Source organism: Streptomyces humi, from assembly GCF_001005085.2.
Taxonomy (GTDB): Bacteria; Actinomycetota; Actinomycetes; order Streptomycetales; family Streptomycetaceae; genus Streptomyces; species Streptomyces humi.
The window spans coordinates 50,074-72,839 of the sequence record NZ_LBMU02000001.1 but is presented as its reverse complement, the minus strand read 5'-3'; the positions used below and the strand labels follow the sequence as shown (position 1 = coordinate 72,839).

At 72.7% G+C, this 22,766-nt stretch carries 17 protein-coding genes and 2 tRNA genes; 9 read left to right on the top strand and 10 right to left on the bottom strand.

The genetic code is table 11. The annotated features are described in order from the left end of the window. Window positions 1-71 precede the first annotated feature (71 nt). The 3 genes from AAW13_RS00355 (at window position 72) to AAW13_RS00345 (ending at window position 4,021) form a co-directional block, all read left to right on the top strand. The gene (locus AAW13_RS00355; protein ID WP_046726389.1) at window positions 72-2,561 is read left to right on the top strand and encodes an MFS transporter; all 2,490 of its coding nucleotides are present in this window, start codon (window positions 72-74) and stop codon (window positions 2,559-2,561) included. Window positions 2,562-2,671: 110 nt separating this feature from the next. Next, a complete protein-coding gene (locus AAW13_RS00350; protein ID WP_046726390.1) occupies window positions 2,672-3,493 on the top strand; it encodes a YceI family protein in 822 nt (273 codons plus the stop codon). A gap of 54 nt (window positions 3,494-3,547) precedes the next feature. Beyond that, window positions 3,548-4,021 (top strand): PPOX class F420-dependent oxidoreductase, encoded by a 474-nt coding sequence (locus AAW13_RS00345; RefSeq protein ID WP_046726391.1) that lies wholly within the window; start codon window positions 3,548-3,550, stop codon window positions 4,019-4,021. Between the two features lie 126 nt (window positions 4,022-4,147). On the opposite strand, the gene AAW13_RS00340 is transcribed toward AAW13_RS00345, so the two are convergent. The 8 genes from AAW13_RS00340 to AAW13_RS00305 form a co-directional block, all read right to left on the bottom strand. Further along, window positions 4,148-4,882 (bottom strand): TetR/AcrR family transcriptional regulator, encoded by a 735-nt coding sequence (locus tag AAW13_RS00340; RefSeq protein ID WP_206306113.1) that lies wholly within the window; start codon window positions 4,880-4,882, stop codon window positions 4,148-4,150. Between the two features lie 129 nt (window positions 4,883-5,011). Then, window positions 5,012-6,394, bottom strand: coding sequence for an MFS transporter (locus AAW13_RS00335; protein WP_206306112.1), 1,383 nt, complete (start codon window positions 6,392-6,394; stop codon window positions 5,012-5,014). A gap of 125 nt (window positions 6,395-6,519) precedes the next feature. Further along, window positions 6,520-8,796 (bottom strand): glycosyltransferase family 39 protein, encoded by a 2,277-nt coding sequence (locus AAW13_RS00330; RefSeq protein ID WP_046727512.1) that lies wholly within the window; start codon window positions 8,794-8,796, stop codon window positions 6,520-6,522. Next, a complete protein-coding gene (locus tag AAW13_RS00325; protein ID WP_046727513.1) occupies window positions 8,793-10,310 on the bottom strand; it encodes a bifunctional glycosyltransferase family 2/GtrA family protein in 1,518 nt (505 codons plus the stop codon). Before AAW13_RS00325 ends, AAW13_RS00330 begins: the two co-directional genes overlap by 4 nt. A 14-nt stretch (window positions 10,311-10,324) precedes the next feature. Continuing rightward, window positions 10,325-11,983 (bottom strand): sensor histidine kinase, encoded by a 1,659-nt coding sequence (locus AAW13_RS00320; protein WP_046727514.1) that lies wholly within the window; start codon window positions 11,981-11,983, stop codon window positions 10,325-10,327. Then, a complete protein-coding gene (locus AAW13_RS00315) occupies window positions 11,980-12,720 on the bottom strand; it encodes a response regulator transcription factor (protein WP_046727718.1) in 741 nt (246 codons plus the stop codon). The genes AAW13_RS00320 and AAW13_RS00315 overlap by 4 nt, the downstream gene beginning before the upstream one ends. A 238-nt stretch (window positions 12,721-12,958) precedes the next feature. Further along, window positions 12,959-13,831: a DUF2797 domain-containing protein gene (locus AAW13_RS00310; protein WP_046727515.1), complete on the bottom strand. Its 873-nt coding sequence runs from the start codon at window positions 13,829-13,831 to the stop codon at window positions 12,959-12,961. Between the two features lie 395 nt (window positions 13,832-14,226). After that, window positions 14,227-14,598, bottom strand: coding sequence for an HGxxPAAW family protein (locus tag AAW13_RS00305; RefSeq protein ID WP_046727516.1), 372 nt, complete (start codon window positions 14,596-14,598; stop codon window positions 14,227-14,229). 168 nt (window positions 14,599-14,766) lie between these two features. Between AAW13_RS00305 and AAW13_RS00300 the strand changes: the two genes are divergently transcribed. The 4 genes from AAW13_RS00300 (at window position 14,767) to AAW13_RS00285 (ending at window position 16,910) form a co-directional block, all read left to right on the top strand. Continuing rightward, entirely contained in the window at window positions 14,767-15,258 is a 492-nt protein-coding gene (locus AAW13_RS00300; RefSeq protein ID WP_046727517.1) for a MarR family winged helix-turn-helix transcriptional regulator, read from the top strand. 76 nt (window positions 15,259-15,334) lie between these two features. After that, entirely contained in the window at window positions 15,335-16,318 is a 984-nt protein-coding gene (locus tag AAW13_RS00295) for a quinone oxidoreductase family protein (RefSeq protein WP_046727518.1), read from the top strand. A gap of 89 nt (window positions 16,319-16,407) precedes the next feature. Beyond that, on the top strand, window positions 16,408-16,641 hold the full coding sequence (locus AAW13_RS00290; protein ID WP_046727519.1) for a hypothetical protein: 234 nt from the start codon (window positions 16,408-16,410) through the stop codon (window positions 16,639-16,641). A gap of 44 nt (window positions 16,642-16,685) precedes the next feature. Next, window positions 16,686-16,910 carry a hypothetical protein gene (locus AAW13_RS00285; protein WP_206306111.1) on the top strand — a complete coding sequence of 75 codons (225 nt, stop codon included), beginning with the start codon at window positions 16,686-16,688 and terminating at the stop codon, window positions 16,908-16,910. 96 nt (window positions 16,911-17,006) lie between these two features. On the opposite strand, the gene AAW13_RS00280 is transcribed toward AAW13_RS00285, so the two are convergent. Further along, window positions 17,007-17,079 (bottom strand) — tRNA-Arg (locus AAW13_RS00280). Between the two features lie 199 nt (window positions 17,080-17,278). Beyond that, window positions 17,279-17,372, bottom strand: a tRNA-Ser gene (locus AAW13_RS00275). 167 nt (window positions 17,373-17,539) lie between these two features. Between AAW13_RS00275 and AAW13_RS00270 the strand changes: the two genes are divergently transcribed. Together AAW13_RS00270 and AAW13_RS00265 are read left to right on the top strand one after the other, a co-directional pair. Then, window positions 17,540-18,013: an SSI family serine proteinase inhibitor gene (locus tag AAW13_RS00270; protein ID WP_046727520.1), complete on the top strand. Its 474-nt coding sequence runs from the start codon at window positions 17,540-17,542 to the stop codon at window positions 18,011-18,013. 239 nt (window positions 18,014-18,252) lie between these two features. Continuing rightward, entirely contained in the window at window positions 18,253-22,704 is a 4,452-nt protein-coding gene (locus AAW13_RS00265; RefSeq protein WP_079178648.1) for a PAS domain-containing protein, read from the top strand. Window positions 22,705-22,766: the final 62 nt, after the last annotated feature.

Sequence of the window (22,766 nt, the reverse complement as noted above, 5' to 3'; positions counted from 1 at the left end):
CAACGACCACACCAGCCGGTGTGCGGGCTCACGCAAAGCCGCACGGGGGAGGCTCCGCCGAGCAGACCCCGATGACGCACCGGCAGATCATGGAGGCCATCTCCGGCCTCCTGCTCGGCATGTTCGTGGCGATCCTGTCGTCCACGATCGTCACCAACGCCCTGCCGCACATCATCACCGACCTGGGCGGCGGCCAGTCCGCGTACACCTGGGTCGTCACCGCCTCGCTGCTGGCCATGACCGCGACCACCCCGCTGTGGGGCAAGCTCGCCGACCTGTACAGCAAGAAGGCGCTCGTCCAGATAGCCCTGGTCATCTACGTCCTGGGGTCGGCCGCCGCCGGTCTGTCGCAGAACGCGGGCATGCTGATCGCCTGCCGTGTCATCCAGGGCGTCGGCGTCGGCGGTCTGTCGGCGCTCGCCCAGATCGTCATGGCCGCGATGATCTCGCCGCGGGAGCGCGGCCGTTACTCCGGCTACCTCGGCGCGACCTTCGCCGTCGCCACCGTCGGCGGCCCGCTGCTCGGCGGTGTCATCACCGACACCTCGTGGCTGGGCTGGCGCTGGTGCTTCTACGTCGGCGTGCCCTTCGCCGTCATCGCGCTGATCGTGCTCCAGAAGACCCTGCACCTGCCGGTCCTGAAGCGGGACGTCAAGGTCGACTGGGCCGGCGCGTTCTTCGTCGCCGCCGCCGTCTCGCTGCTGCTGGTCTGGGTCACCTTCGCCGGTGACAAGTACGACTGGATCTCCTGGCAGACGTACACGATGATCGGCGGTTCGATCGTCCTCGGCCTGATCTTCGTGCTCGTCGAGTCGAAGGCCAGGGAACCGATCATCCCGCTGCGGCTGTTCAAGAACCGCACCATCACCCTGGCCTCGCTGGCCTCCCTGTTCGTCGGTGTCGCCATGTTCACCGGCACGGTGTTCTTCAGCCAGTACTTCCAGCTGGCCCGTGACAAGTCCCCGACGATGTCCGGTGTGATGACGATCCCGATGATCGGCGGTCTGTTCGTCTCCTCCACCGTCTCCGGCCAGTTCATCACCCGCACGGGACGCTGGAAGGCCTGGCTGGTCAGCGGTGGCGTCCTGGTGACGGCGGGCCTCGGCCTGCTCGGGACCATCCGCTACGACACGGCGTACTGGAAGATGTCGATCTTCATGGCGCTGCTGGGTCTCGGCATCGGCATGATGATGCAGAACCTGGTCCTCTGCACGCAGAACCAGGTCGCCCCCGCCGACCTCGGCTCGGCCAGCTCCACGGTCACCTTCTTCCGGTCCCTCGGCGGTGCGGTCGGCGTCTCGGCGCTCGGCGCGGTGATGGCCCACCGGATCACGCACTACGTGACCGAGGGCGCCGCCGCCCTCTCCCCCAAGTACCAGGCCGCCCTGGCCGGTTCCAGCTCCTCCAGCGACAGCCTGCCGGACCTGGGCAAGCTGCCCGCGCCGCTGCGCACCCTCATGGAGAGCGCCTACGGCCACGCCATCGCCGACGTCTTCCTGATCGCCGCCGGCCTCGCCGCCCTCGCGTTCGTGATCAGCCTGTTCATCAAGGAGGTCCCGCTGCGGACCAAGGGCGGGCTCGCCCAGGCCGCCGAGCAGGAGCAGTCGGCCGAGGCGCCCGCGGAGACGGCCGTCGCCGCGGCCCCTGTCGCGGCCCCCGTCGCGGCCCCCGTCGCGAACCAGCAGGTCCCCAGCTGGGCCGCCCCGGTCGTGAACGGCGGCACCGAGAACGCCGTCGAGGCCACCCGGCAGTTCGCCGCCGTGGCCACCCTCGACGCCCCCGGGCAGCCCACGGGCTCCGGCGGCACCCCGGTGCACGGATTCGTGCGGGGCGCCGAGACCGCCCCGGTCCCCCAGGCCGCGGTCACCCTCATCTCGCTCGCCGGCCGCCAGCTCGGCCGCGCGGTCGCCGGCCACGACGGCTCCTACCGGCTGGACGCGCCCGGCGCGGGCTCGTACGTGCTGATCGCCTCCGCCGACGGCTACCAGCCGCAGGCCTCCACCGTGGTGGTGGGCGAGGACGCGCTGTCGTACGACATCCTGCTCAGCGGCACCAGCGGGCTGAGCGGTGTGGTGCGGGGCGCGGGCAGCGCGCTGCCGGTCAAGGACGCCATGGTCATCGTCACCGACGTGCGCGGCGACCTGCTGGCCACCGCGGCCACCGGTGAGCAGGGCGACTTCCGCTTCGGCGACCTGGTGCCGGGTGTCGTCACGATCGCGGTGAACGCGGCCGGGTACCGCCCGCGCGCCCTGCCGGTCGAGATCGGCACCACCGGGGTCACCCGGATCGAGGTCGACCTGGACGCCGGCGCCCAGCTCCAGGGTGTCGTAAGGGCCCCGCACGGGCCGCTGGCCGACGCCCGCGTCACCCTCGTGGACGCGGCGGGCAACGTGGTCGGCACCGCCACCACCGGCGTGGACGGCGCGTACGCCTTCGCCGACCTGGACGGCGGCGACTACACCGTGATCGCGACGGGCTACCCGCCGGTCGCGACGGCCCTGAACGTCACCGGCGCCGGTGTCGACGGCCACGACATCGAACTCTCCCACCCGGGCGAGTAGTTCCCACTCCGGCCCGTGGCGGGTGCGCCCACAAGGAGGCGCCCGCCGCGGGCCGGTTCCATAAGGCCGATTTGTACTGAGTTTTCTGAGTATTCGCAGGGAGAAACGGGATGGGACTGACCGCGAGGATCCGCACCCGGGACGGATGGGCCGTGTCGCACGCGGTCGTCACGGTGACCGACATGACCGGCAGCCAGGTGCTGCGCGCCGAGGCCGACATCGAGGGCGCGGTACGCGACCCGAACCCGCTGGTGCCCGGGGCGTACACCGTCATCGTCACCGCCGTGGGCTACGCGCCCGCCGCCGCCAGCGCCATCGTCACCGCGAGCGGCCGCGCCGAGATCGGCACGGTCACGCTGGCCCGGCAGGGCGGCACCGAGCTGCCGCCGCCCGGTCCGTGGACGGTGGACCCGGCGCACTCCACGGTCGGCGCGGTCGCCCAGCACCTGGGCATCTCCAGCGTGCGCGGCCGTTTCACGGACTTCTCCGCGTCGATCGAGATCGCACCGGACGACGTCACCAAGTCCCGCGTCCAGGCGGTCATCCGGGCCGCCTCCATCGACACCGGCAACGGCATGCGCGACACCCACCTGCGCTCCGCCGACTTCCTGGACGTCGAACGCCACCCGGAGATCACCTACGTCTCCACGGGCGTGACGGCCGCGGGCTCGGACCGCTGGACGGTGCACGGCGAGCTGTCCCTGCACGGTGTGGTGCGCCCCGTCGATCTCGACCTCGCCTACCTGGGCACCGGCGCCGACCCCTGGGGCGGCACCCGCGCCGCGTTCCGCGCGACGACCGAGCTGCACCGCGAGGACTTCGCCATGAACTACAACCAGGTCGTCCAGGCGGGCATCGCCGCGATCGGCACGACCCTGAAGGTGGAGCTGGAGATCCAGGCGGTACAGGGGGAGTCACTGCCGCAGGCGTGAGGGTGGTGACGCCAGGGACAGGCTGAGCGGGCGCCCCGGCCCTAGGCTGGCCGCATGGCACCGAACATCGCGACGAACACGTCCGTCTCCCTCGACGACCTGCTGGACTTCGTACGACCCCGCCACCGCGCGATCCTGCTCACCCGGCGCGCCGACGGGAGCCCGCAGGGGTCGCCGCTGACCTGCGGGGTCGACGACTCCGGGCGGATCGTGGCCTCCACCTACCCCGAGCGGGCGAAGACGCGGAACGCGAAACGGGACCAGCGGGTGAGCGTGATCGTCCTGAGCGACGACTGGAACGGGCCGTGGGTCCAGGTGGACGGGCGGGCCGAGGTGATCGACTCGCCGGAGTCGGTGGAGCCGCTGGTGGAGTACTTCCGCAACATCTCCGGGGAGCACCCGGACTGGGACGAGTACCGGGCGGCCATGGTGCGGCAGGGGAAGTCGATCATCCGGGTGACCCCGGAGCGGTGGGGGCCGGTGGCCACCGGGGGGTTCCCGGCACGGCTGGCTCAGCCGGACGCCTGAGAGCCCGTGGGTGCGTCCTCGTCGCCGGGTGCGGGTGCGCTGTGGTCTCGCCGCCGGGTGCGGGTGTGCTGTGGCCGGCCGCGCAGTTCCTTCCCCAGCCTTCGGCCGGGGTTGCCCCCGGCGCCCCTAGGCAGGACGACTCACCTTCGCCTCGATTCCCGCGATGAGGAGGTCCAGGGCGAAGGTGAAGTCCCGGTCCAGCATCTCGGCGACGGTGTCGCCGCCGCGCGCCGCCATGAGGTCCCTCGACTCCTCGATGATCCTCGCCGTGTCCGGTGCCTCGGTCACGGCGTCCATCGTGGAGTCGAAGTACTCGTCGGCCGTCATGCCGGCCGCGGCCACCCGTGCGGCGAAGTGGCTCTCGATGGTGCCGTAGCCGTAGACGAACTGGAAGACGGCCGAGATCGCCCCCGTCACCCCGTGCGCGGGCAGGCCGGCGCGGCGGACGACCCGCTGGACCGCCCGGGAGAAGGCGAGCGAGTGCGGGCCGATGTTGAGGTAGCGGCCGGCCAGCGGGGAGAGCCAGGGGTGGCGGACCAGCAGCGCGCGGTACTCCGTGGCCAGCGCCCGCAGCTGCGTGCGCCAGTCGCCGTCGTCGGCGTCCGGCAGGCGCAGCTCGCCGAAGGCCTCGTCGAGGGCGAGTTCGAGCAGGTCGTCCTTGGTGTCGACGTACCAGTACACGGACATGGCGGTCACGTTGAGCTCGGCCGCCAGCCGCCGCATGGAGAACTTGTCGAGCCCGTCGGCGTCGAGGAGCCGGACCGTGGCGGACGTGATGCGGTCCCGGTCAAGACCGGAGGGCTGCCCGGTACGCCCGCCCTTGCGGGCCTTCCCCTCCAGCCACACACTGGCCCGCGCCATCGAGACCCCTCCTCACCCAACGATCACTTCTGACGATGCTAAGACCGAAGCGCCCTTCGGGGGCGCGGGGAACTGCGCGACCAGCCACATTCCACCCGCACCCGCCGAGGAACATGTACCCCCTCCCCACTAGGCGACATTCTTCTCCGCCCTCCTGAGCAGTCCCGCCGCCACGAACCCCCCGGCCACCACGGCGGCGGCCCCCACCAGCTGTCCCGCCCCCAGCCCCGCCGACACGGACTTCCCCGAGGCCACCCAGGAACTGAGCACCGCGCCCAGCACGGCCACCCCCAGCCCGTTCCCGAACTCGGCCAGCGTGCCGTTGATCCCGGCCCCCACCCCGGCCTTCTCCGCGGGAATCGCGCTCATGATGGCGTGCGCCATGGCCGGGTTGGCGACCGCGCAGCCCGCGCCGATCAGCAACAGCCCGAGCAGCGTGCCGCCGTAACCACCCGCGTCCAGTACGGCGATGGAGACCAGCCCCAGCGCCATCAGCAGCATGCCCAGGGCGATCGACACCGGCGTCCCCAGTCGCGTCGCCCACTTCGCCGACAGGCCCGAGAAGTTGAGGGCGACGACGGTCAGTGCCAGCGGCGCGGTCCGTAGGCCCGCTTCCAACGGGCCGTATCCGAGGACGAGTTGCAGGTGCTGGGTGAGGAGGAACAGCGCTCCGCCCATGCCGAAGGTGATCAGGACGGCACCGGCGACGGCACCCGTGAAGCGGCGGTCCCGGAAGAAGTGCGGGTCGAGCATGGGGTAGGGGACGCGGAGCTCCCAGTACCCGAACAGGGCCAGGGCCACGACCGCGACGACCGCCGTGGGCAGCACCCGCGCCGACGTCCAGCCGTGCCCGGGGCCGGAGATGATCGCGAAGACCAGGGCGGCCATGCCGATCGTGGAGAGCAGGGCGCCGAGCAGGTCGGGCCGGTCGCCCCGGGGGTTCTTCGACTCGGGCACCAGGGCGACGACCGCCACCAGGGCCAGCGCCGCCACCGGGAGGTTGAGCAGGAAGATCGCGCCCCACCAGAAGTGGTTGAGCATGAACCCGCCGATCAGCGGTCCGGCGGCGAAGCCCAGCGCGTTGACGGCGCTCCAGATCCCGATCGCCCTGGGGTGCTCGTCGGGGGTGAAGATCTGCATCGCCACGGCCAGGGTGGTGGTGAGCAGGAGCGCGCCGCCCACCCCCATGCCGGCCCGTGCCGCGATCAGCTGACCGGTGGATCCGGCCAGGCCCGCGGCCAGCGAACCCGCGCCGAACAGGGCCAGCCCCGCGATCAGCATCTTCTTGCGGCCGTAGCGGTCGGCCGCGCTGCCCGCGGTCAGGAGCAGGCCGGACTGGACCAGTGAGTAGGCGTTGATCATCCACTGGATGTCGGCGGTGGCCGCGTGCAGCTCCCGGGTGAGGGAGGGGATGGCCACGTTGAGAACGGTGTTGTCGAGCAGCACGGTGAGCTGCGCGAGGCAGATGACACCGAGGATCAGCCAGCGCTGGGGATGGCCCTGAGAAGTCATGCCATACACCGTAGAATGACTCCCGTACGGTGTACAACGCGATTTCGGCGCGCGGTCGGCGCGCGGTCGGCGTACGGCGAAGGGCGGTGGCCGAAGCCACCGCCCTCGCGCCGGTCAGGGGACCGTCAGCTGCCGCTCGCCTTCTGCGTCAGGTCGTAGAAGGTGGCCGAACCCACCGTCACCTTCTTGAAGTTCTTCTCGACCCACGAGGTGATCTGCGAGGACGTGCCGCTGCTGCTGCCGCCCATGCCACCGCCCGTGCCGGACGAGATGAAGTAGTGGATCCTGCCGTCCGCCACGTACTTCTTGAACTGGGCCAGCGTCGGGGACGGGTCGGTGCCGTTGAAGCCGCCGATCGCCATCACCGCGTCGCCGGTGGAGAGCTGGTAGCTCGCCGCGTTCTGGGCTCCGATGGCGGCCGCCGCCCAGGTGTACTTGGACGCGTCCTTCTCCAGCAGCTGCTTCGCCCGGGAGCTGACGGTCGCGCCGTTCAGCAGGCCGCCGACGCCACCGCCGCCGCCCATGCCACCACCGTCGCCCATCCCGCCGCCGGGGAAGCCGTTGCCGTTCTGGGTGGTGCCGTTGCCCTGCTGGTTCTGGGTGCCGCCGGTGCCGTTCTGGCCCGGCATGCCGCCGCCGAAGCCACCGGTACCGCCGGTGCCGTTGCCGCCGGTGCCGCCGCCGGGGAAGCCCTGCCCGCCGTTCTGGGTGCCACCGTTGCCGTTCTGCTGGCCCTGCTGGTTCTGCTGGCCCTGCTGGTTCTGGCCGAAGCCACCACCGCCGCCCATGCCGCCGCCGCGCATACCGCCGCCGCCACCCGGGCCGCCGCCCATCATGCTCGCGCCCGCCGGACCCGCCGTGACGATGGAACCGGTGTGACCCGTCTGGAGGGTGCTCAGGGTGTACGCGGTCGGGCCCGCCAGCGCGGCCACCAGGCCCACCGCCGCCGCCCCGAGGGCCAGCTGACGGCTGATCCGGCCCGCGAAGACCAGGCCGAGCGCGGCGGCCAGACCGCCGACCAGGACCAGGAACTTGAGCCAGGGCAGGTAGTCGGAGGTGCGGTTGAGCAGGACGTATCCCCAGACCGCGGCCGCGACCACGGAGCCGGCGAGGGTGATCGACGCCCACATCTCGGCGCGCCGCTTCCACAGCACATCGGCGCCCATACCGATCACGGCGGCCAGGTAGGGGGCCAGGGCGACCGTGTAGTACTGGTGGAAGATGCCCGCCATGTAGCTGAAGACGACCATGGTGATCAGCAGCGAGCCGCCCCAGACCAGGAACGCGGCACGGGTGACCGAGGTCCGCCGCAGCTTCCGGGTGGCCACCAGACCGGCGACCAGGAGGATCAGCGCGGCGGGCAGCAGCCAGGAGATCTGGCCGCCGATCTCGGAGTTGAACATCCGGTCCCAGCCGGTCTCGCCCCACTGGCCGGTGCTGCCGTTGCCGCCGCCACCGCCGCCGACACTGCCGGTCTCGTCACCGCTGAGGCGGCCGAAGCCGTTGTAGCCGAAGGTGAGTTCGAGGAAGCTGTTGTTCTGCGAGCCGCCGATGTACGGGCGCGAGGAGGCCGGCCACAGCTCGACGATCGCGACCCACCAGCCGCCGGAGACGATCAGGGCGCCGGTGGCGACCGCCAGCTGACCGAACCGCTTCTTCACCGACACCGGCGCGCAGACCGCGTAGACGATCGCGAGCGGCGGCAGGATCAGGAAGGCCTGGAGGGTCTTGGCGAGGAACGCGAAGCCGATCGCGGCCCCGGCCCACACCAGCCACTTCGTCCGGCCGTCCTCGACCGCGCGGACCACCGCGTAGCAGGCGACCGCCATCAGCAGCGCCAGCATCGCGTCCGGGTTGTTGAACCGGAACATCAGCGCCGCGACCGGAGTGAGCGCGAGCACGGCGCCCGCGATCAGACCGGCGGCGGGGCTGAACCGGCGACGCACCCCCGCGTACACGACGGCGACCGTCGCGACGCCCATCAGGACCTCGGGGACGAGGATCGCCCACGAGTTGAGACCGAAGATCCGGACCGACAGCTCCATCGGCCACAGCGAGGCCGGGGGCTTGTCGACGGTGATCGCGTTGCCGGCGTCCAGCGAACCGAAGAAGAACGCCTTCCAGGACTTGCTGCCCGCCTGCACGGCCGCCGAGTAGAAGGAGTTGGCGTAGCCGGAGGCGCTCAGGTTGTACAGGTAGAGCAGGAGGGTGGCGGCCAGCAGGCCGAGGAAGGCCGGGCGTACCCAGCGGGGGTCCTCGGGACGGCCGCGCCAGAGTCTGTGGACGAAGGGCTGCCGGGGGTCGCCCGACTCCGGCGCCGGGACCTCGGGGGCGTACCGCGGCGGCGGGGGAGACGCGGGGGCCGGGCCCCACTCGGTCGGTCGGTCGGTGTGGGTGGTCATCGGGGTTCCCCCGGCTCGGTGTCATGGGGACGCACCGGCTGCAACTGCATGGTGCTGTCCCTCCAGGTGCCGTCCGCGGCTTCACCGGCGCGGAATTGGGTGGTCGTCGTGGTGCCGCCCTGGGCGTACGGCTGGTGCCCCGGACGCTGCGGGAACGGGCCCTGCGGCTGGTACTGCGGCTGGTACGGCTGGTGTCCGCCGGTCGTGTAAGTCGGCGACGACGGGGTGTGCGTGGCCACCACCGTGGACTGGGACGCCTCCGGCCGGGCGGAGCCGTCGCGGTCCGGGAAGACCCAGGCGCGGAAGAGCAGGAAGCGCAGCACGGTGGCCGCGAGGTTGGCGGCGATCAGCACCGCCAGCTCGGTGGAGTGCGCGGGGTCGCTGCTCGCCGCGTTCAGGGCGGCGAGGGAGCCACTGGTCAGCGCGAGGCCGATGCCGAAGACGACCAGGCCCTGCGCCTGGTGCCGGACCGCTCCGCCCCGGCCGCGCACCCCGAAGGTGAGCCGCCGGTTGGCGGCGGTGTTCGCCACCGCCGACACCAGCAGCGCCAGCGCGTTGGCGATCTGCGAACCGGAGAACTCCCGGAAGAGGCTGTAGAGCACCAGGTAGAAGAGGGTCGACAGGCCGCCGACCACGCAGAACCCGACGAGCTGGCGGGCCAGGCCCTTCGGCACGTCCTGGACGTCACGGTCGCGCGGGTCGTCACCGAACGGGCGGGTGAGCCGGTCCAGCGGCAGCGCACCGGTGGTCAGGGCCTTGCCGACCCGCCACACGCCCTTGAGGTCGTCGGTGGCCGTCTTCACGATGTGCACGGTCGAGTTCGGGTCGTCGACCCAGTCGACCGGCACCTCGTGGATGCGCAGCCCCGCGCGCTCGGCCAGCACCAGCATCTCGGTGTCGAAGAACCAGCCGGTGTCCTCGACGAGCGGCAGCAGCACCTGCGCGACATCACGCCGGATCGCCTTGAAGCCGCACTGCGCGTCGGAGAAACGGGCCTGTAGCGAGCCGCGCAGGATCAGGTTGTACGTACGGCTGATGAACTCCCGCTTGGCGCCGCGCACCACGCGCGACGAGCGGGCCAGCCGGGAACCGATCGCCAGGTCGGAGTGGCCGGAGATGAGCGGCGCCACCAGCGGCAGCAACGCGTTCAGGTCGGTCGACAGGTCCACGTCCATGTACGCGAGGATCGGCGCGTCCGAGGCGGACCAGACGGTCCGCAGCGCCCGGCCGCGGCCCTTCTGCTCCAGCCGGAACGACTTGACCTCGGCCAGTTCCGCCTCCAGCCGCTGCGCCACCTGGGGGGTGGTGTCCGTGGACGCGTTGTCCGCGACGGTGATGCGGAACGCGTACGGGAAGGTGCGCTTGAGGTGGTCATGCAGTCTGACGACGCATGGGCCGAGGTCCTTCTCCTCGTTGTAGACGGGGATCACTACGTCCAGGACAGGCGTACCGGCGTTTCCGGCCGGGAGGTGCTCCCGCGCCGGCAGGGTGCCGGGAGAAGAGTCGGTTCGCATGGGAACGACTCTGGTCAAGCGCCCTGTTCTACCCATGTGGTGGCACTGTGCTGTGCCTGTGAGTGCGATTGCCAGTTGGTTTCGGGGGCCGGCTGGGGGACCGCCGGGGCGAGCGCGGGCAGATACAGGGTGAACACCGTGCGGCCGGGAACACTGTCCACGGTGACCGCGCCGCCGTGCGCGGACGCGACCGCCTGCACGATGGCGAGGCCCAGACCGGTGGACCCGGTGGACCGCGAACGTGCGGAGTCGCCGCGCGCGAACCGTTCGAAGACGTGCGGCAGCAGATCCGGCGGGATGCCCTGCCCGTTGTCCTCGACGTCCACGCACATCCACGGACCGCGCCGCTGGATACGGGCGGTGACGGTGGTCCCGGCCGGGGTGTGCTTGCGCGCGTTGCCGAGCAGGTTGACCAGCACCTGCTGGATGCGGGCCGCGTCCGCCGACACCAGGGCCGGCTCGTCGGGCAGGTCGAGCCGCCAGTTGTGGTCCATGCCGGCCGCGCGCGAGTCGCTGATGGTGTCGACGACCAGCGGGATGAGGTCGGTGTGCTCGAACTGGAGCGGCCGGCCGGCGTCGAGCCTGGCCAGCAGCAGCAGGTCCTCCACCAGGAGGGTCATCCGGCCGGCCTCGGACTCGATACGGCCCAGCGCGTGCCGGGTGTCGGGCCCGACCTGCTCCCGTCCCCGCCGGGTCAGCTCGGCGTAGCCGCGGATGGAGGCGAGCGGGGTGCGCAGCTCGTGGCTGGCGTCGGCGACGAACTGCCGTACCCGCATCTCGCTCTGCTGGCGCGCGTGCAGCGCCCCGTGGACGTGGTTGAGCATGCGGTTGAGCGCGGAGCCCACCTGGCCGACCTCGGTGTGCGGATCGCACTCCGACTCCGGTACCCGCTCGCTGAGGTTCACCTCGCCGGTGTGCAGCGGAAGTTCGGAGACCCGGGTGGCGGTGGCGGCGACCTTGCGCAGGGGCCGCGTGGCGACCCCGACGATGACGGTGCCGGCGAGGGTGGCGGCGATCAGGCCGGCCGCGGTGACGCTGATCTCCACGAGGATCAGGGTGTTGATGGTGTTGTCGGCGTCCGCGGTCGGGATGGCGACGTAGTAGGTGCCCTTGTTCCCGTCGACGTAGGCGACCCGGTAGCTGCCCATGCCGGGGATGTCCACGGTCTGTAGCTTCATGGTGACCTGATCGACCGAGCCGAGCACCTTGAGCGCCGCGGGCGACAGGTCCCGTGCGCTCATCTGTGGGACGTTCTGGTCGTCGTTCGTCTTCTCACCGACCTTGGCGTCGGTGATCGAGCCGTTCACGACCTTGGCCACGATGGTGCCCTGGGGCTGCGGACCGGTGACGAACTTCGTCAGGTCGGTCTGGGCCTTGCTGTCGCCCGAACCCTTGCCCGAGGTGCCTGTGCCCTGCGTACCGGGCGGCTTCGTGCCGTTCTTGATGGCTTCCGGCGGCTCGCCGAACCCGCCGGCCGCCCGCGCGGACACCTCACCGAGCTGGCCGTTGAGCTGGTCGTACAGGTGGGAGCGGAGCGCCAGCGTGGTCACCGTGCCGATCACCGCGCAGACCACCGCGATCAGCGCCACGGACGCGACGACGAGCCGGGTCCGCAGCGTGCGCGGCTTTCCCGCTCGCCACTTCTGCGCACGCGGCCGTCGTCGCCCGCTCATGACGCGGCGGGCTTGATCAGGTAACCGGCACCGCGCCGGGTGTGGATCATGGGCTCGCGGCCCGCGTCTATCTTCCGGCGCAGGTACGAGATGTACAGCTCGACCACGTTGGCCTGGCCGCCGAAGTCGTACGACCACACCCGGTCCAGGATCTGGGCCTTGCTGAGGACGCGCCGTGGGTTGCGCATGAGGAAGCGGAGCAGTTCGAACTCGGTGGCCGTGAGGTGGATGCCCTCCCCGGCCCGCGAGACCTCGTGGCTGTCCTCGTCCAGGGTGAGGTCGCCGACCACGAGCACGGAGTCGGAACGCCGGTCGGCGGCGCCGGAACGCCGGATCAGCCCGCGCAGCCGGGCCACGACCTCTTCGAGGCTGAAGGGCTTGGTGACGTAGTCGTCGCCGCCGGCGGTGAGACCGGCGATCCGGTCCTCGACCGCGTCCTTGGCGGTGAGGAACAGGACCGGCACGTCGGGCAGTTCACGCCGCAGGCGTCCGAGGACCGTGAGGCCGTCCATGTCGGGCAGCATCATGTCGAGGACGACGGCGTCGGGCCGGAACTCCCGGGCGGTCTGGATGGCGCCCTGGCCGTCGCCCGCACTCCTGATCTGCCAGCCCTCGTAACGGAGGGCCATGGAAAGGAGTTCGGTGATCGACAGCTCGTCGTCCACCACAAGCACTCGGACGGGGCTCCCGTCCGGCCTCAGCAGTTCGGTGCGCCCCTGGGGCGAGGTCGTGGTCATGGTGGACACCTTGTCGGGGTCCTCTGAGAACACGCTTTCACTAATCTGTGATTTCCCTAAGAAACACACAGGCACCTCTCAGGGAACGCCTGGGAATCACATCACGTGCGCACGAAGTCATGAGCATGATCGCCGCGGGCTGTGCGGATCGTGTACGTCCGCCGTGCACCGCGGGCCTCGGATGAAGCGCCGATGAACCCCTGATGAGAGGGTACCGGGCGGGGCGTTGCGCGGCACCTCAGAAAAGCCCGTCCTGGGGCACCGCGAACTCCCGCACGGACAAGGCCGGTCCGGGGCCGTCCGCGTCCCCGGCGGCGGTCAGCTCCCAGCCGGGCAGCAAGCGCGTGTCGAGGACGAGCACCCCGCTCGGGGTGGCGAGATGCAGATCCGGCCCGGCGGCCGCGACGAGTTCACCGCCGACCCGGGCGCCGGGCACGAGACCGGCCACCTCGCCGACGGCGGCGGGGACCCCGGCCAGCCCGAACACCCGGACGTGATCGACGACTTGGCACGGCTCGGGGACGAGCGCCTCCGGCCAGCCGCCCAGCGCGAGGGCACGGGCGTGCAGCGACTCGATCTCCGCTGCCCGCTCCGCGTCGCCGCCCGGCAACGCGGACCGTACGACGCGCTTGTCGCGGTACGGGATCCGGTCGGGCACCTTCAGGGCCGCGCGGAGCAGTTCCTCGGCCCGCCGCGCGGCCATCAACGGCCCGGCACCCAGCCAGCTGAAGCAGACCGCCCCCTGCTCCAGCAGCCGCGCCGGTCCGCGCTCGACCGCCGTGATCCCGACCTTGGTCATCCCGGGCCCGAACCAGGCGAGGTACACGTGGTACGGCCGGGGGTCGTCGGCGACGGTGTCGGCGGCGACGGAGTGCGCCCGGTCCAGCCGCGCACACTCCTCGCACCGCGCGCCGGTGCTCCGCGCCGACACGGCCGCCCGGACCGGACAGGGGTTCCCGCGCGCGCCCACGCACTCCCGGGCACCCCCCTCGACGGCCTTGAAGGCCACGTGTCTCCCCCGGCCGAGCGGACTGCGCCGCCCACCGCTCCACACCAGCACGGGCCCACCCCCCGACCACCGCAGCCCCGAGCACTTCCAGACCTGTCCCATCACTCGCGAGCGTAGAGGCCCCCACTGACAACGAGGAGCCGCCGCTCGCCGACCGGGAGGCCGCCCGCGTCGATCGAAGGGCCGCTTTGGGCGACCGGGGGTGGCTGGTTGGCGACTTCTCCCCGGCCTGCCCGACCAGTCGCCGGCATACCTGAACCACTGCCGGGCTTCCCGGTGAGCTGTCGGCCTGCTCGGTCAGCCGCCGGTTTCCACGGTCGGCAGCCGGCTTCTCCGGTCAGCCGCCGGTTTCCGCGGTCAACCGACGGTTTCCGCGGTCGGCAGCCGGTTTCCGCGGTCAGCCGCCGGCTTCCGCGGTCGGCCGACGGTTTCCGCGGTCGGCCGACGGTTTCCGCGGTCGGCCGACGGCTTCTCCGGTCAGTCGACGGCTTCTCGGGTCAGCCGCCGGTTTCCGCGATCGCCGGTCGCGGGTCTCCCGTGAGGGGCGTGTCGGTGGTGGGGCGGGGGGCCGGGCGGCGGGCGCGCCCGGCCAGGCGGCAGGACACGCAGGCGGGGTGGCCGTCGCGGGCGCCGGCGTCCCGTACCCCGAGGGGCCACTGCGACCGGGGCCGCGGCCCCGGCGGCTTGCCCCAGCCGGCGAGATGCAGATACCAGGTGACCAGGACGCTCACGGCACACACCGCGAGCCCCGCGACCAGCGCGGGGACCGAGACGGCGCACACACCCCACCCCAGCAGACCGCTGCCGGCGGTCGCGATCGCGGTGCCGGTCCACCCCGCGACCGTATGGCCTTCGTCGTGCAGACTCACGGACCCGACTCCCTCTCGTAGGCAGCCTCATCGGCGACGGAGACGTACCGACCGCCGGACGCGAGGGAGACTAGAATCGGATCCCTCACGACATAAGAAATTTACTCCCTGCATCTCTCACGCGCTAAGGGAATTCGGAAAGTCTTCGACGAGGAGTCGGGAACCACCATGCACGGCAGACCTCGACCGCACGCCGACCCGGCCCGGGCGCTGTCCGCCATGGACCACCTCATCGCGGCCCATGTGATCGGCCAGCAGGAACTGGCCCGGCGGCTGGGACTGAACGTCACGGACCTCACCTGCTTCGGCTTCGTCCTGGAGGCGGGCGACGAACTGCTGACGGCGGGCGACCTGGCGGCCCGCGCCCACGTGACCACGGGCGCGGTGACGGGCATCCTCAACCGCTTGGAGCGCGCGGGCTACGTCACCCGCCGTCCCGACCCGAAGGACCGCCGCCGGGTCCGTGTCGCCGCGCTCCCGGACGCCGTCACGCGCGTCGCCGCGGTGTACGCCGGCCACTACGAACGCCTCACGGAACTGTTCGCCGACTACACCCCCGACGAACTGGCCGTCCTCACCGACTGGTTCACCCGCGCGACGGCACTGGCCCACGACTACCTGGAGAAGCTGAACCGGAACGACTCGGCGGACCCCTGCTGACGAGCCGTCCCGGGAATAGGGCGCCCCGGACGCGGGTTCCGGCCGTCGTAGCGACCAACGGCGACCAGGGGGACACATGCGGGCTGTGGCGTTCAAGGAGATCGGCGGACCGGACGTACTGCGCCCCGTGGAGCTGCCCGACCCGGAACCCGGTCCCGGCGAGGTGTTGATCCAGGTGTCGTACGCGGGCGTCAACTACGGCGAAGTGCAGCACCGCCTGGGCGACTTCGGCGCTCCCGAGGGTGAGACGGTCACGGGTCTGGAGGTGTCCGGCACCGTGGCCGCGGCGGGTGCGGACGTGACCGGCCTGCGGCCCGGCGACGAGGTCGCCGCGTATCTCCCGGACGGCGGCGGCTACGCGGAGTACGCGGTGGCGCCCGCGCCGTTCGTCTTCCCGCTGGCCGGGCTGGGCCTCGACCTCCGCACCGCCGGTGCCGCGACCCTCGTACTGACCACGGCGTACGGGGTCCTGGCGGGCGCGGGCCGGATCGCCTCCGGCGACACCGTGCTGATCCACGCGGCGGCGGGCGGGGTCGGCTCGGCGGCGGCACAGCTCGCCCGGACGCTGGGGGCGGCGACGGTCTACGGGACCGTCAGCACACGGGAGAAGGCGGAGTACGCGAGGCGCTTCGGATACGACGACGTCCTGCTGCGGGACGGCTTCCCGGAGGCGGTGCGCGAGGCGACGTCCGGCCGGGGCGTCGACCTCGTCCTGGACCCGGTCGGCGGCCCCACCCGGTCGGCGAGCCTGGACATCCTGGCCCCGTTCGGCCGGGTCGCGGTCTACGGCGAGGCGGCCCGGCACCCCGACCTCGCCCTCCCGGTCCTCTCCCTGTGGAAGAACAACCGCACCCTGACCGGCTACAACATCGGCGACCTCGGCCGCCGGGACCCCGAGGCACTCCGCCGGCACGCCCTCGCCGCACTGGGCGAGGCCGCGTCGGGGGCCGTACGGATCGACATCACCGCCGAGTACGACCTGACCGACGCGGCACAGGCCCAGCGCCTGCTGGAATCGGGCGCCAACAAGGGGAAGGCCGTGCTGCGGGTCCGCCGCTGACTCGATCGCCGGCCAGGGACACGAACCGCTCGTACCGCCGGCTCCGGCTCGACTGGCCCCAAAAATCGAACACGTGATTGAATCCGGTCATGCGGACGTTCCCCGACGACCTCACCCGGGCACAGCGGGAGTGGAGTGCCGTCTACCGTCGGCTGGCCGCGCGCCCCGGCCGTACCGAGCTGCGCCGACGCCTGCACCGGCTGTCGGTCGAGGTCTTCTTCCACCCCTACTGGCAGCAGCGCCGCCCGGCCCCCGCGGCCTGGCGGGAACTGCGCGACCTGTCCCCCGCGCACGGGGACACCTGCGAGCGGCCGCGCCCATGACGCACTGGAATGCGGGACCGTACACCCCGGACGATCCTGAAGACATGTCCGGACCGATTCGCGTGATCATCCACCCGCCGTCCCCCACCGGTGGCCGCCGCGTCCGCGTGGACGGCGAGATCCTCGGCCTGGCCCACAACACGACCGACGTGGCGGAGTTTCTGCGCCGCGCCGGCCTGGAGATCGACCCCGCGGAGGTGGCTCAGGCCCCGTGGATCGACTGGCGCGGCACGGGCCCCGACGAGTGGGGTCCGCAACCGACGACCTGACCCACCCCCTGACGACGCGAACGACAACGCGAAGACAACGACGACAACGACGACAACGCGAAAGGCCCCGGATCTCTCCGGGGCCTTCCATCTGTGTGCACTCGGCAGGATTCGAACCTGCAACCTTCTGATCCGTAGTCAGATGCTCTATCCGTTAAGCTACGAGTGCTTGTTCTGCTGTTTTCCTGTCTTGGCTCCCGGCCCTTCCGGCCCGCTCGCGGCGACAGGAAGAACATTACATGACTGCCGCCGCCATGTGAAATCCGTTAGGCGTACCCCTTGTGGCCTGCGGAAACATGGTCAACGAGGGTTTCGGGCCCAGACGCATCGAAGCCCCGGTCCGCGGGACCGGGGCTTCGATGATCAGATGGCGGAGGCGGAGGGATTTGAACCCTCGATGGGCTTTAAGGCCCAAACCGCATTAGCAGTGCGGCGCCATAGACCGGACTAGGCGACGCCTCCAGCACAGCCGCCCGCGTGAGCGCGAGTGGTGCGTGCAGATGATGACACAGTCGAGCGTGCTGTCACCAATCGGCTCCCACGGTACTAGGCAGCGGGTGCGCAGGGCAAAGCCCTTCCGTCGGCGGGGCGCCGCGCAACGTCCGGGCGGGCGGCGCGTTGGGCAGGGCATGGCTCATCTCATCGTGCGCGGCACCTTCGGGACCGCCGTCGCCGCCGTCGCCGCCGTCGCCGTCCTCCCCCTCCTGACCGCCTCCGCCGCCTCGGCCTCCTCCTCCGCCTCCGCCTCGGCCTTCGCGGGCGGGACGGGCGGGACGGGGGACCGTCTCACCGTCACCGTGGCGCACGCCGGGGACGGGCGGGACGGGACCTACGAGCTGTCCTGTCACCCCGGCGCCGGCAGTCACCCGGACGTGAGCGGGGCATGCCGGGCGCTGGACCGGAACACGCGGTGGGGGCGGGACGCCTTCGCCCCGGTCGCGCCCGGCACCGCCTGCACCATGCTCCACGGCGGCCCGGCCACCGCCCGTGTCACCGGCACCTGGGCCGGCCGCCCGGTCGACGCGACGTACGACCGCAGCAACGGCTGCGAGACCGGGCGCTGGGACCGGATGGTGCCGCTGCTGCCCGACCTGGGGCCCTGACCCGCCCGCACAGCCGGCCCACGGCGGACACCCCGCTCGCGTAAAGGTCTCGCGAAGGTACGGCGGAGGCGAGGCGCGTCGGTCACACGTTCGCCGTCACTTCGTCGTGCGACCTCCCTCTCATCCGGCGCCGTGACCGGAACCGGTGCCTTTAGACTCCCTCGCGTGACACGTCGCGGGCCGGTTGGCAAGATGGCCCGAGCGGTCGGCAAGGTGCGGTAACAGGGAGGAAGCGTCTCGTGAGCAGCAGGCCATCCCGAGGCGCTGCTCGCCTCGCAGCCATACTGGACGCGCTGCCGGACGCGTTGGTGCTGGTCAACGCCAACGGAACCGTCGTCAACGCGAACACCATCGCCCTGGAGGCCTTCGAGGCACCGGGGACGGCGCTGGTGGGGCGCGGGCTGCTCGACCTGCTTCCGGAGTTCGACTCCCGGCTCATCCCGGGGTCGATGCGGCGCCCCGACCACATGGACCCGCGCGGCCGGACCAAGCCGACCCGGATGGTGGCCCGGCGGACCGACGGCACGGAGTTCCCGGTCGAGGTCACCAGCGCCAACCTGGAGAACGGGCAGCAGGCGTACGACGGTTACGGCTACAGCGGCGACGAGCTGCTGATGATCGTCGTACGCGACCTGACCGGCACCGTCGACACCGAGGCCGAGCTGGCCCGTTCGCAGCGGCAGACCGAGATGATCCTGCGCGCCGCCAGCGAGGGCGTCGTGGGGACGGACACGGACGGGCGGATCGTCCTCGTGAACCCGGCCGCCGCCCAGATACTGGGGTACCGGGCCGGTGAGCTCGGCGGCAAGGAACTGCACAACCTCGTCCTGCACTCGCGCGCCGACGGCTCGCCGTTCCCGTACGCCGAGTCGCCGCTCGCCGACACCCTGCGCTCCGGACGCAAGCACCGGGTGCGCGGACAGGTGCTGTGGGCCAAGGGCGACAAGAAGGTGCCGGTCGACCTGACGACCGCGCCGGTGCGCGACGGCGACCAGCTCGTCGGCGCCGTGATGACCTTCACCGACCGGCGGCCGTACGACACCGTCGTCGACGAGAAGACGGCGCTGGAGCAGGCGCACGCCGAGGAGCTGGAGAAGCTCTCCGAGGAACACGCCTCCGACCTGACCGCGCTGCGCCAGAAGCACGTCACCGAGGTGGAGGAACTGCGCGAGCGGCACGCCGAGGAACTGGCGGCGGGCGAGGACCGGTACGCGGCTCTCGGCGAGCGCGAGAAGGACCGCTACGAGGCCCTCCACGGGCGTCACGAGCAGCTGCTGACCCTGCTCGCGCAGTCGCTGCGCGGGCCGCTCGACGAACTGCGCCGGGAACTGGCCGCGCTCGCCGCCGACGACGCCGGGCAGCTGTGGCCCGAGGCCAACCAGGTACTTCACCATCTTTCGGCCGGGTACTCGCGGATCACCCAGCTCATCGACAACGTGCTCGGCTACCAGCGGCTGGACGCGGGCACCGAGGACATCACCCGTACGAAGGTCATGCTGGACGCCGTCGTCGCCGCCGGCGTCGACGGCGCGGTGGAGCTGATCGGGCCCGGACGGGTGCAGTTCGCCGTGCACGCGCCGCCCATCGAGGCCGAGGTGGACCCGCTGCGGCTGGCCGTCGCGCTGTCGCACCTGATCGCGGACGTGGCCGGCGTCGACGCGACCGGCAACGCGCCCGTCTCGGCCGGCGGCTACATGGACAACACCGTGGTGGTCGCGGCCGCCCAGCGCGGCGAGGTCGTACGGATCGAGGTGCGCGGGCCGTACGCCGGGGGAGACCCGGTGCACGAGCCGATCGTGCGCGGGATCGTGCGGGCGCACGGCGGGGTGCTCCAGACCCACGAGGTGCCCGGCATGAGCGGCAGCGCGTTCGTCCTGGAGGTGCCGATCGGCGGTGGCGCCGGGGCCGTTCCCCCGCCGCCGGGCACGGAGATGGCCGTACTCGCTCCCGCCCCCGTCCCCGCCCCGGCCGACGAGGCGGGTGCCGGTGGGCGACGGCGGGGACGGCGGTCCTCCGTGGACGCCTTCCTGGAGAGCGACGCCCCCGGCGAGGCCGGGGAGGGCGAGACCCCGGGCATGCCGACCGGACGGCGGCGCAGGCGTGCCGCCGAGGCGGCGGAGCAGGAGAGCGGTCCGGCCGCGATCGAGAGCGCGGAGGCGGAGTCCGGCGGCACCGGCCGGCGGCGCGGACGCCCCGCCGACGGTGACGCCGGTGACGCCGGGGTGGCGGCCGAGGGTGCCGTGGTGACGGCGGCCGAGCAGGGTGCCGGTACGGCGGCCGCCGGCACGGGACTCGGCGGCACCGTTCCGCCGCAGGGCGTGCCCGCGCCGGCGTCGGGGCGGCGGGCACGGCAGGAGTCCGACGAGCGGCAGGCGCTGCCGCCGGCGCTGCCCTCCGCGGCCGCCGGACAGGCGGCCGGACAGGCGGCCGGACAGGTCCCCGGACAGACCGTCGGACAGACCGTCGGACAGGCCGATGAGGAGCAGCCGAGCGGACGTCGGCGCCGTGCGCTGGCCGCGGCCGCCGAGCGGGCTGCCGAACAGCAGGCACAGCAGCAGGCGGGCCCCCGGCCGGTCTTCGCGCTGCCGCCCGCCGAGGCCGACCGCACCCCCGAAGCCGCCGAGGCGGCGGGCGACGAGGGCCGGCACGACGCCGTGGCGCACGACCAGGGCGAGGACCACACCCCGCCGCAGCCCCACCCCACCAGCGCACCGACCGGCCGCCGGCGCCGCGCCGTGGGCCAGCCGCCGGAGGCCGCGGCACCGGGTGCGGCGGGCGTACCGGGTGCGGCGGGTGTACCGGGTGTACCGGGTGTACCGGGTGTACCGGGTGTACCGAGCGGTCCGGGGGCGGCTGGGACGCCGGGTGCCGGACCGGGGATGCCGGGTGCCGGGCCGGGCATGCCGGGTGCCGGGCCCGGGATGATGCCGGTCGCGCCGGGCGTGCCGGGCGTGCCGGGTGCGCCGGGTGTGCCGGGCATGCCGGGTGCGCCGGGTGTGCCGGGCATGCCGACGGTGCCCGCGCAGGCGGTCGCGCCCGGACAGCCGGTGCCGCCGGGACAGCAGGTTCCGCCCGGACAGCAGGTTCTCGCCGGGCCGGGTATCCCGGTTCAGGCCGGGCCCGCCGCGCAGGTCGTCGCGCCGACCGGGCTGCCCGGCGTGCAAGCGGTTCCCGGACAGCAGGTGGGCCGGCCGGTGCAGGCGGCTCAGCCCGGCCAGCCGGTGCCGCCCGCGCTGCCCGGTGCCGCCGCCGTACCGGCACAGGGGCAGGGCGTCGCTCCGGTGGCCCCGGGGCAGCCGATCCCGGCCCAGCCGGCGCCCGCGCAGCCCGCGCAGCCGGTGGCGCCCGCGCAGCCCGTGCCGCCCGCGCCGGTCGGCGAGGACAGCCCGGCCGCCGCCCAGCCGCTTCCGGCGGAGGCCGCCGGGCCCGTGGCTCCCGTACCGCAGCAGTGGCCCGGCGCCGACGACGCGCCCGGTGCCGCCCCGCAACCGGCGCGCGCCGCCCAGCCGTTGCCCGCCGAGGCAGCGGCGACGGCCGCGCCGGTGGACCCGGACTCCACGCAGGGCCGGGCGTTCAGTGTGCGGACGCTGGGACAGGGCGTGCCGTTCTCCCGGCAGGCCGCGCAGGTGCAGCAGCCGACCGCGACCCCGCCCCCGCACCAGCCGGGCGGCAACGGACGGCGCCGCAAGCTGGGCACCCGCCCGGACCCGGCCGGTGCCGAACAGGCACAGCCGGAGCAGTCGGCCCGTCCGCACCCGTCGGCCGAGCAGCCGGTGACCGCCCAGCCGCTGCCGCAGCCGTCCCTTGCCGGGCAGACCCGGCTGGTGGGTGCCACCGACGGCGCCGGACGGTCGTACGCCATAGGCGCACCGGACGTGAACGCCGCCGAGGGCCCCGAACCGCTGGACGGACCCGGTGGAGCGGTCGAGGTCGCGGACCCGCCGCGCCCGCAGCCGATGGACGACGAACTGCCCCCGGAGCCGCTGGACAACCCGCGCCGGCTGCTGGTCTGGCCCGCGCCGGACGTCACCACCCAGCAGGCGCTGAGCGACCGCGGCTACCGCCCGGTGATCGTGAACTCCCGCGACGAGGTCGACGCGCAGATCGCCGCGTTCCCGGCGGCGCTGTTCGTGGACCCGCTGACCGGACCGATCACGCGCACCGCGCTTCAGTCGCTGCGGCAGGCGGCGGTGGCGGCCGAGGTGCCGGTGATGGTCACGGCGGGGCTGGGCCAGGCGACGCGCGAGGCGGCGTACGGCGCCGATCCCGCCGTACTGCTGAAGGCGCTCGCGCCCCGGGACAGCGAGCAGCATCCGCCGCGGGTGCTGCTGATCGAGGAGCACGCGGAGATCGCGCTCGCGCTGACGTCCACGCTGGAGCGGCGCGGGATGCAGGTGGCGCGGGCGGCGAGCGACGCGGACGCGGTGACGCTGGCGGGGCAGTTGCGGCCGAACCTGGTGGTGATGGACCTGATGCAGGTGCACCGCCGGCAGGCCGGGATCATCGACTGGCTGCGGGCGAACGGGCAGCTCAACCGGACGCCGCTGGTCGTCTACACGGCGGCCGTCGACCAGGCGGACCTGCCGCGGCTGGCGTCCGGCGAGACGGTGCTGTTCCTGGCGGAGCGGTCGACGAGCACGGAGGTACAGAGCCGGATCGTGGACCTGCTGGCCCGCATCGGCACGAACTAGGGCTCACTGAAGCGCCCCGGCCGGGGCGCTGGAAGTACCCCCAGCGCCCCTGCCGGGGCGCT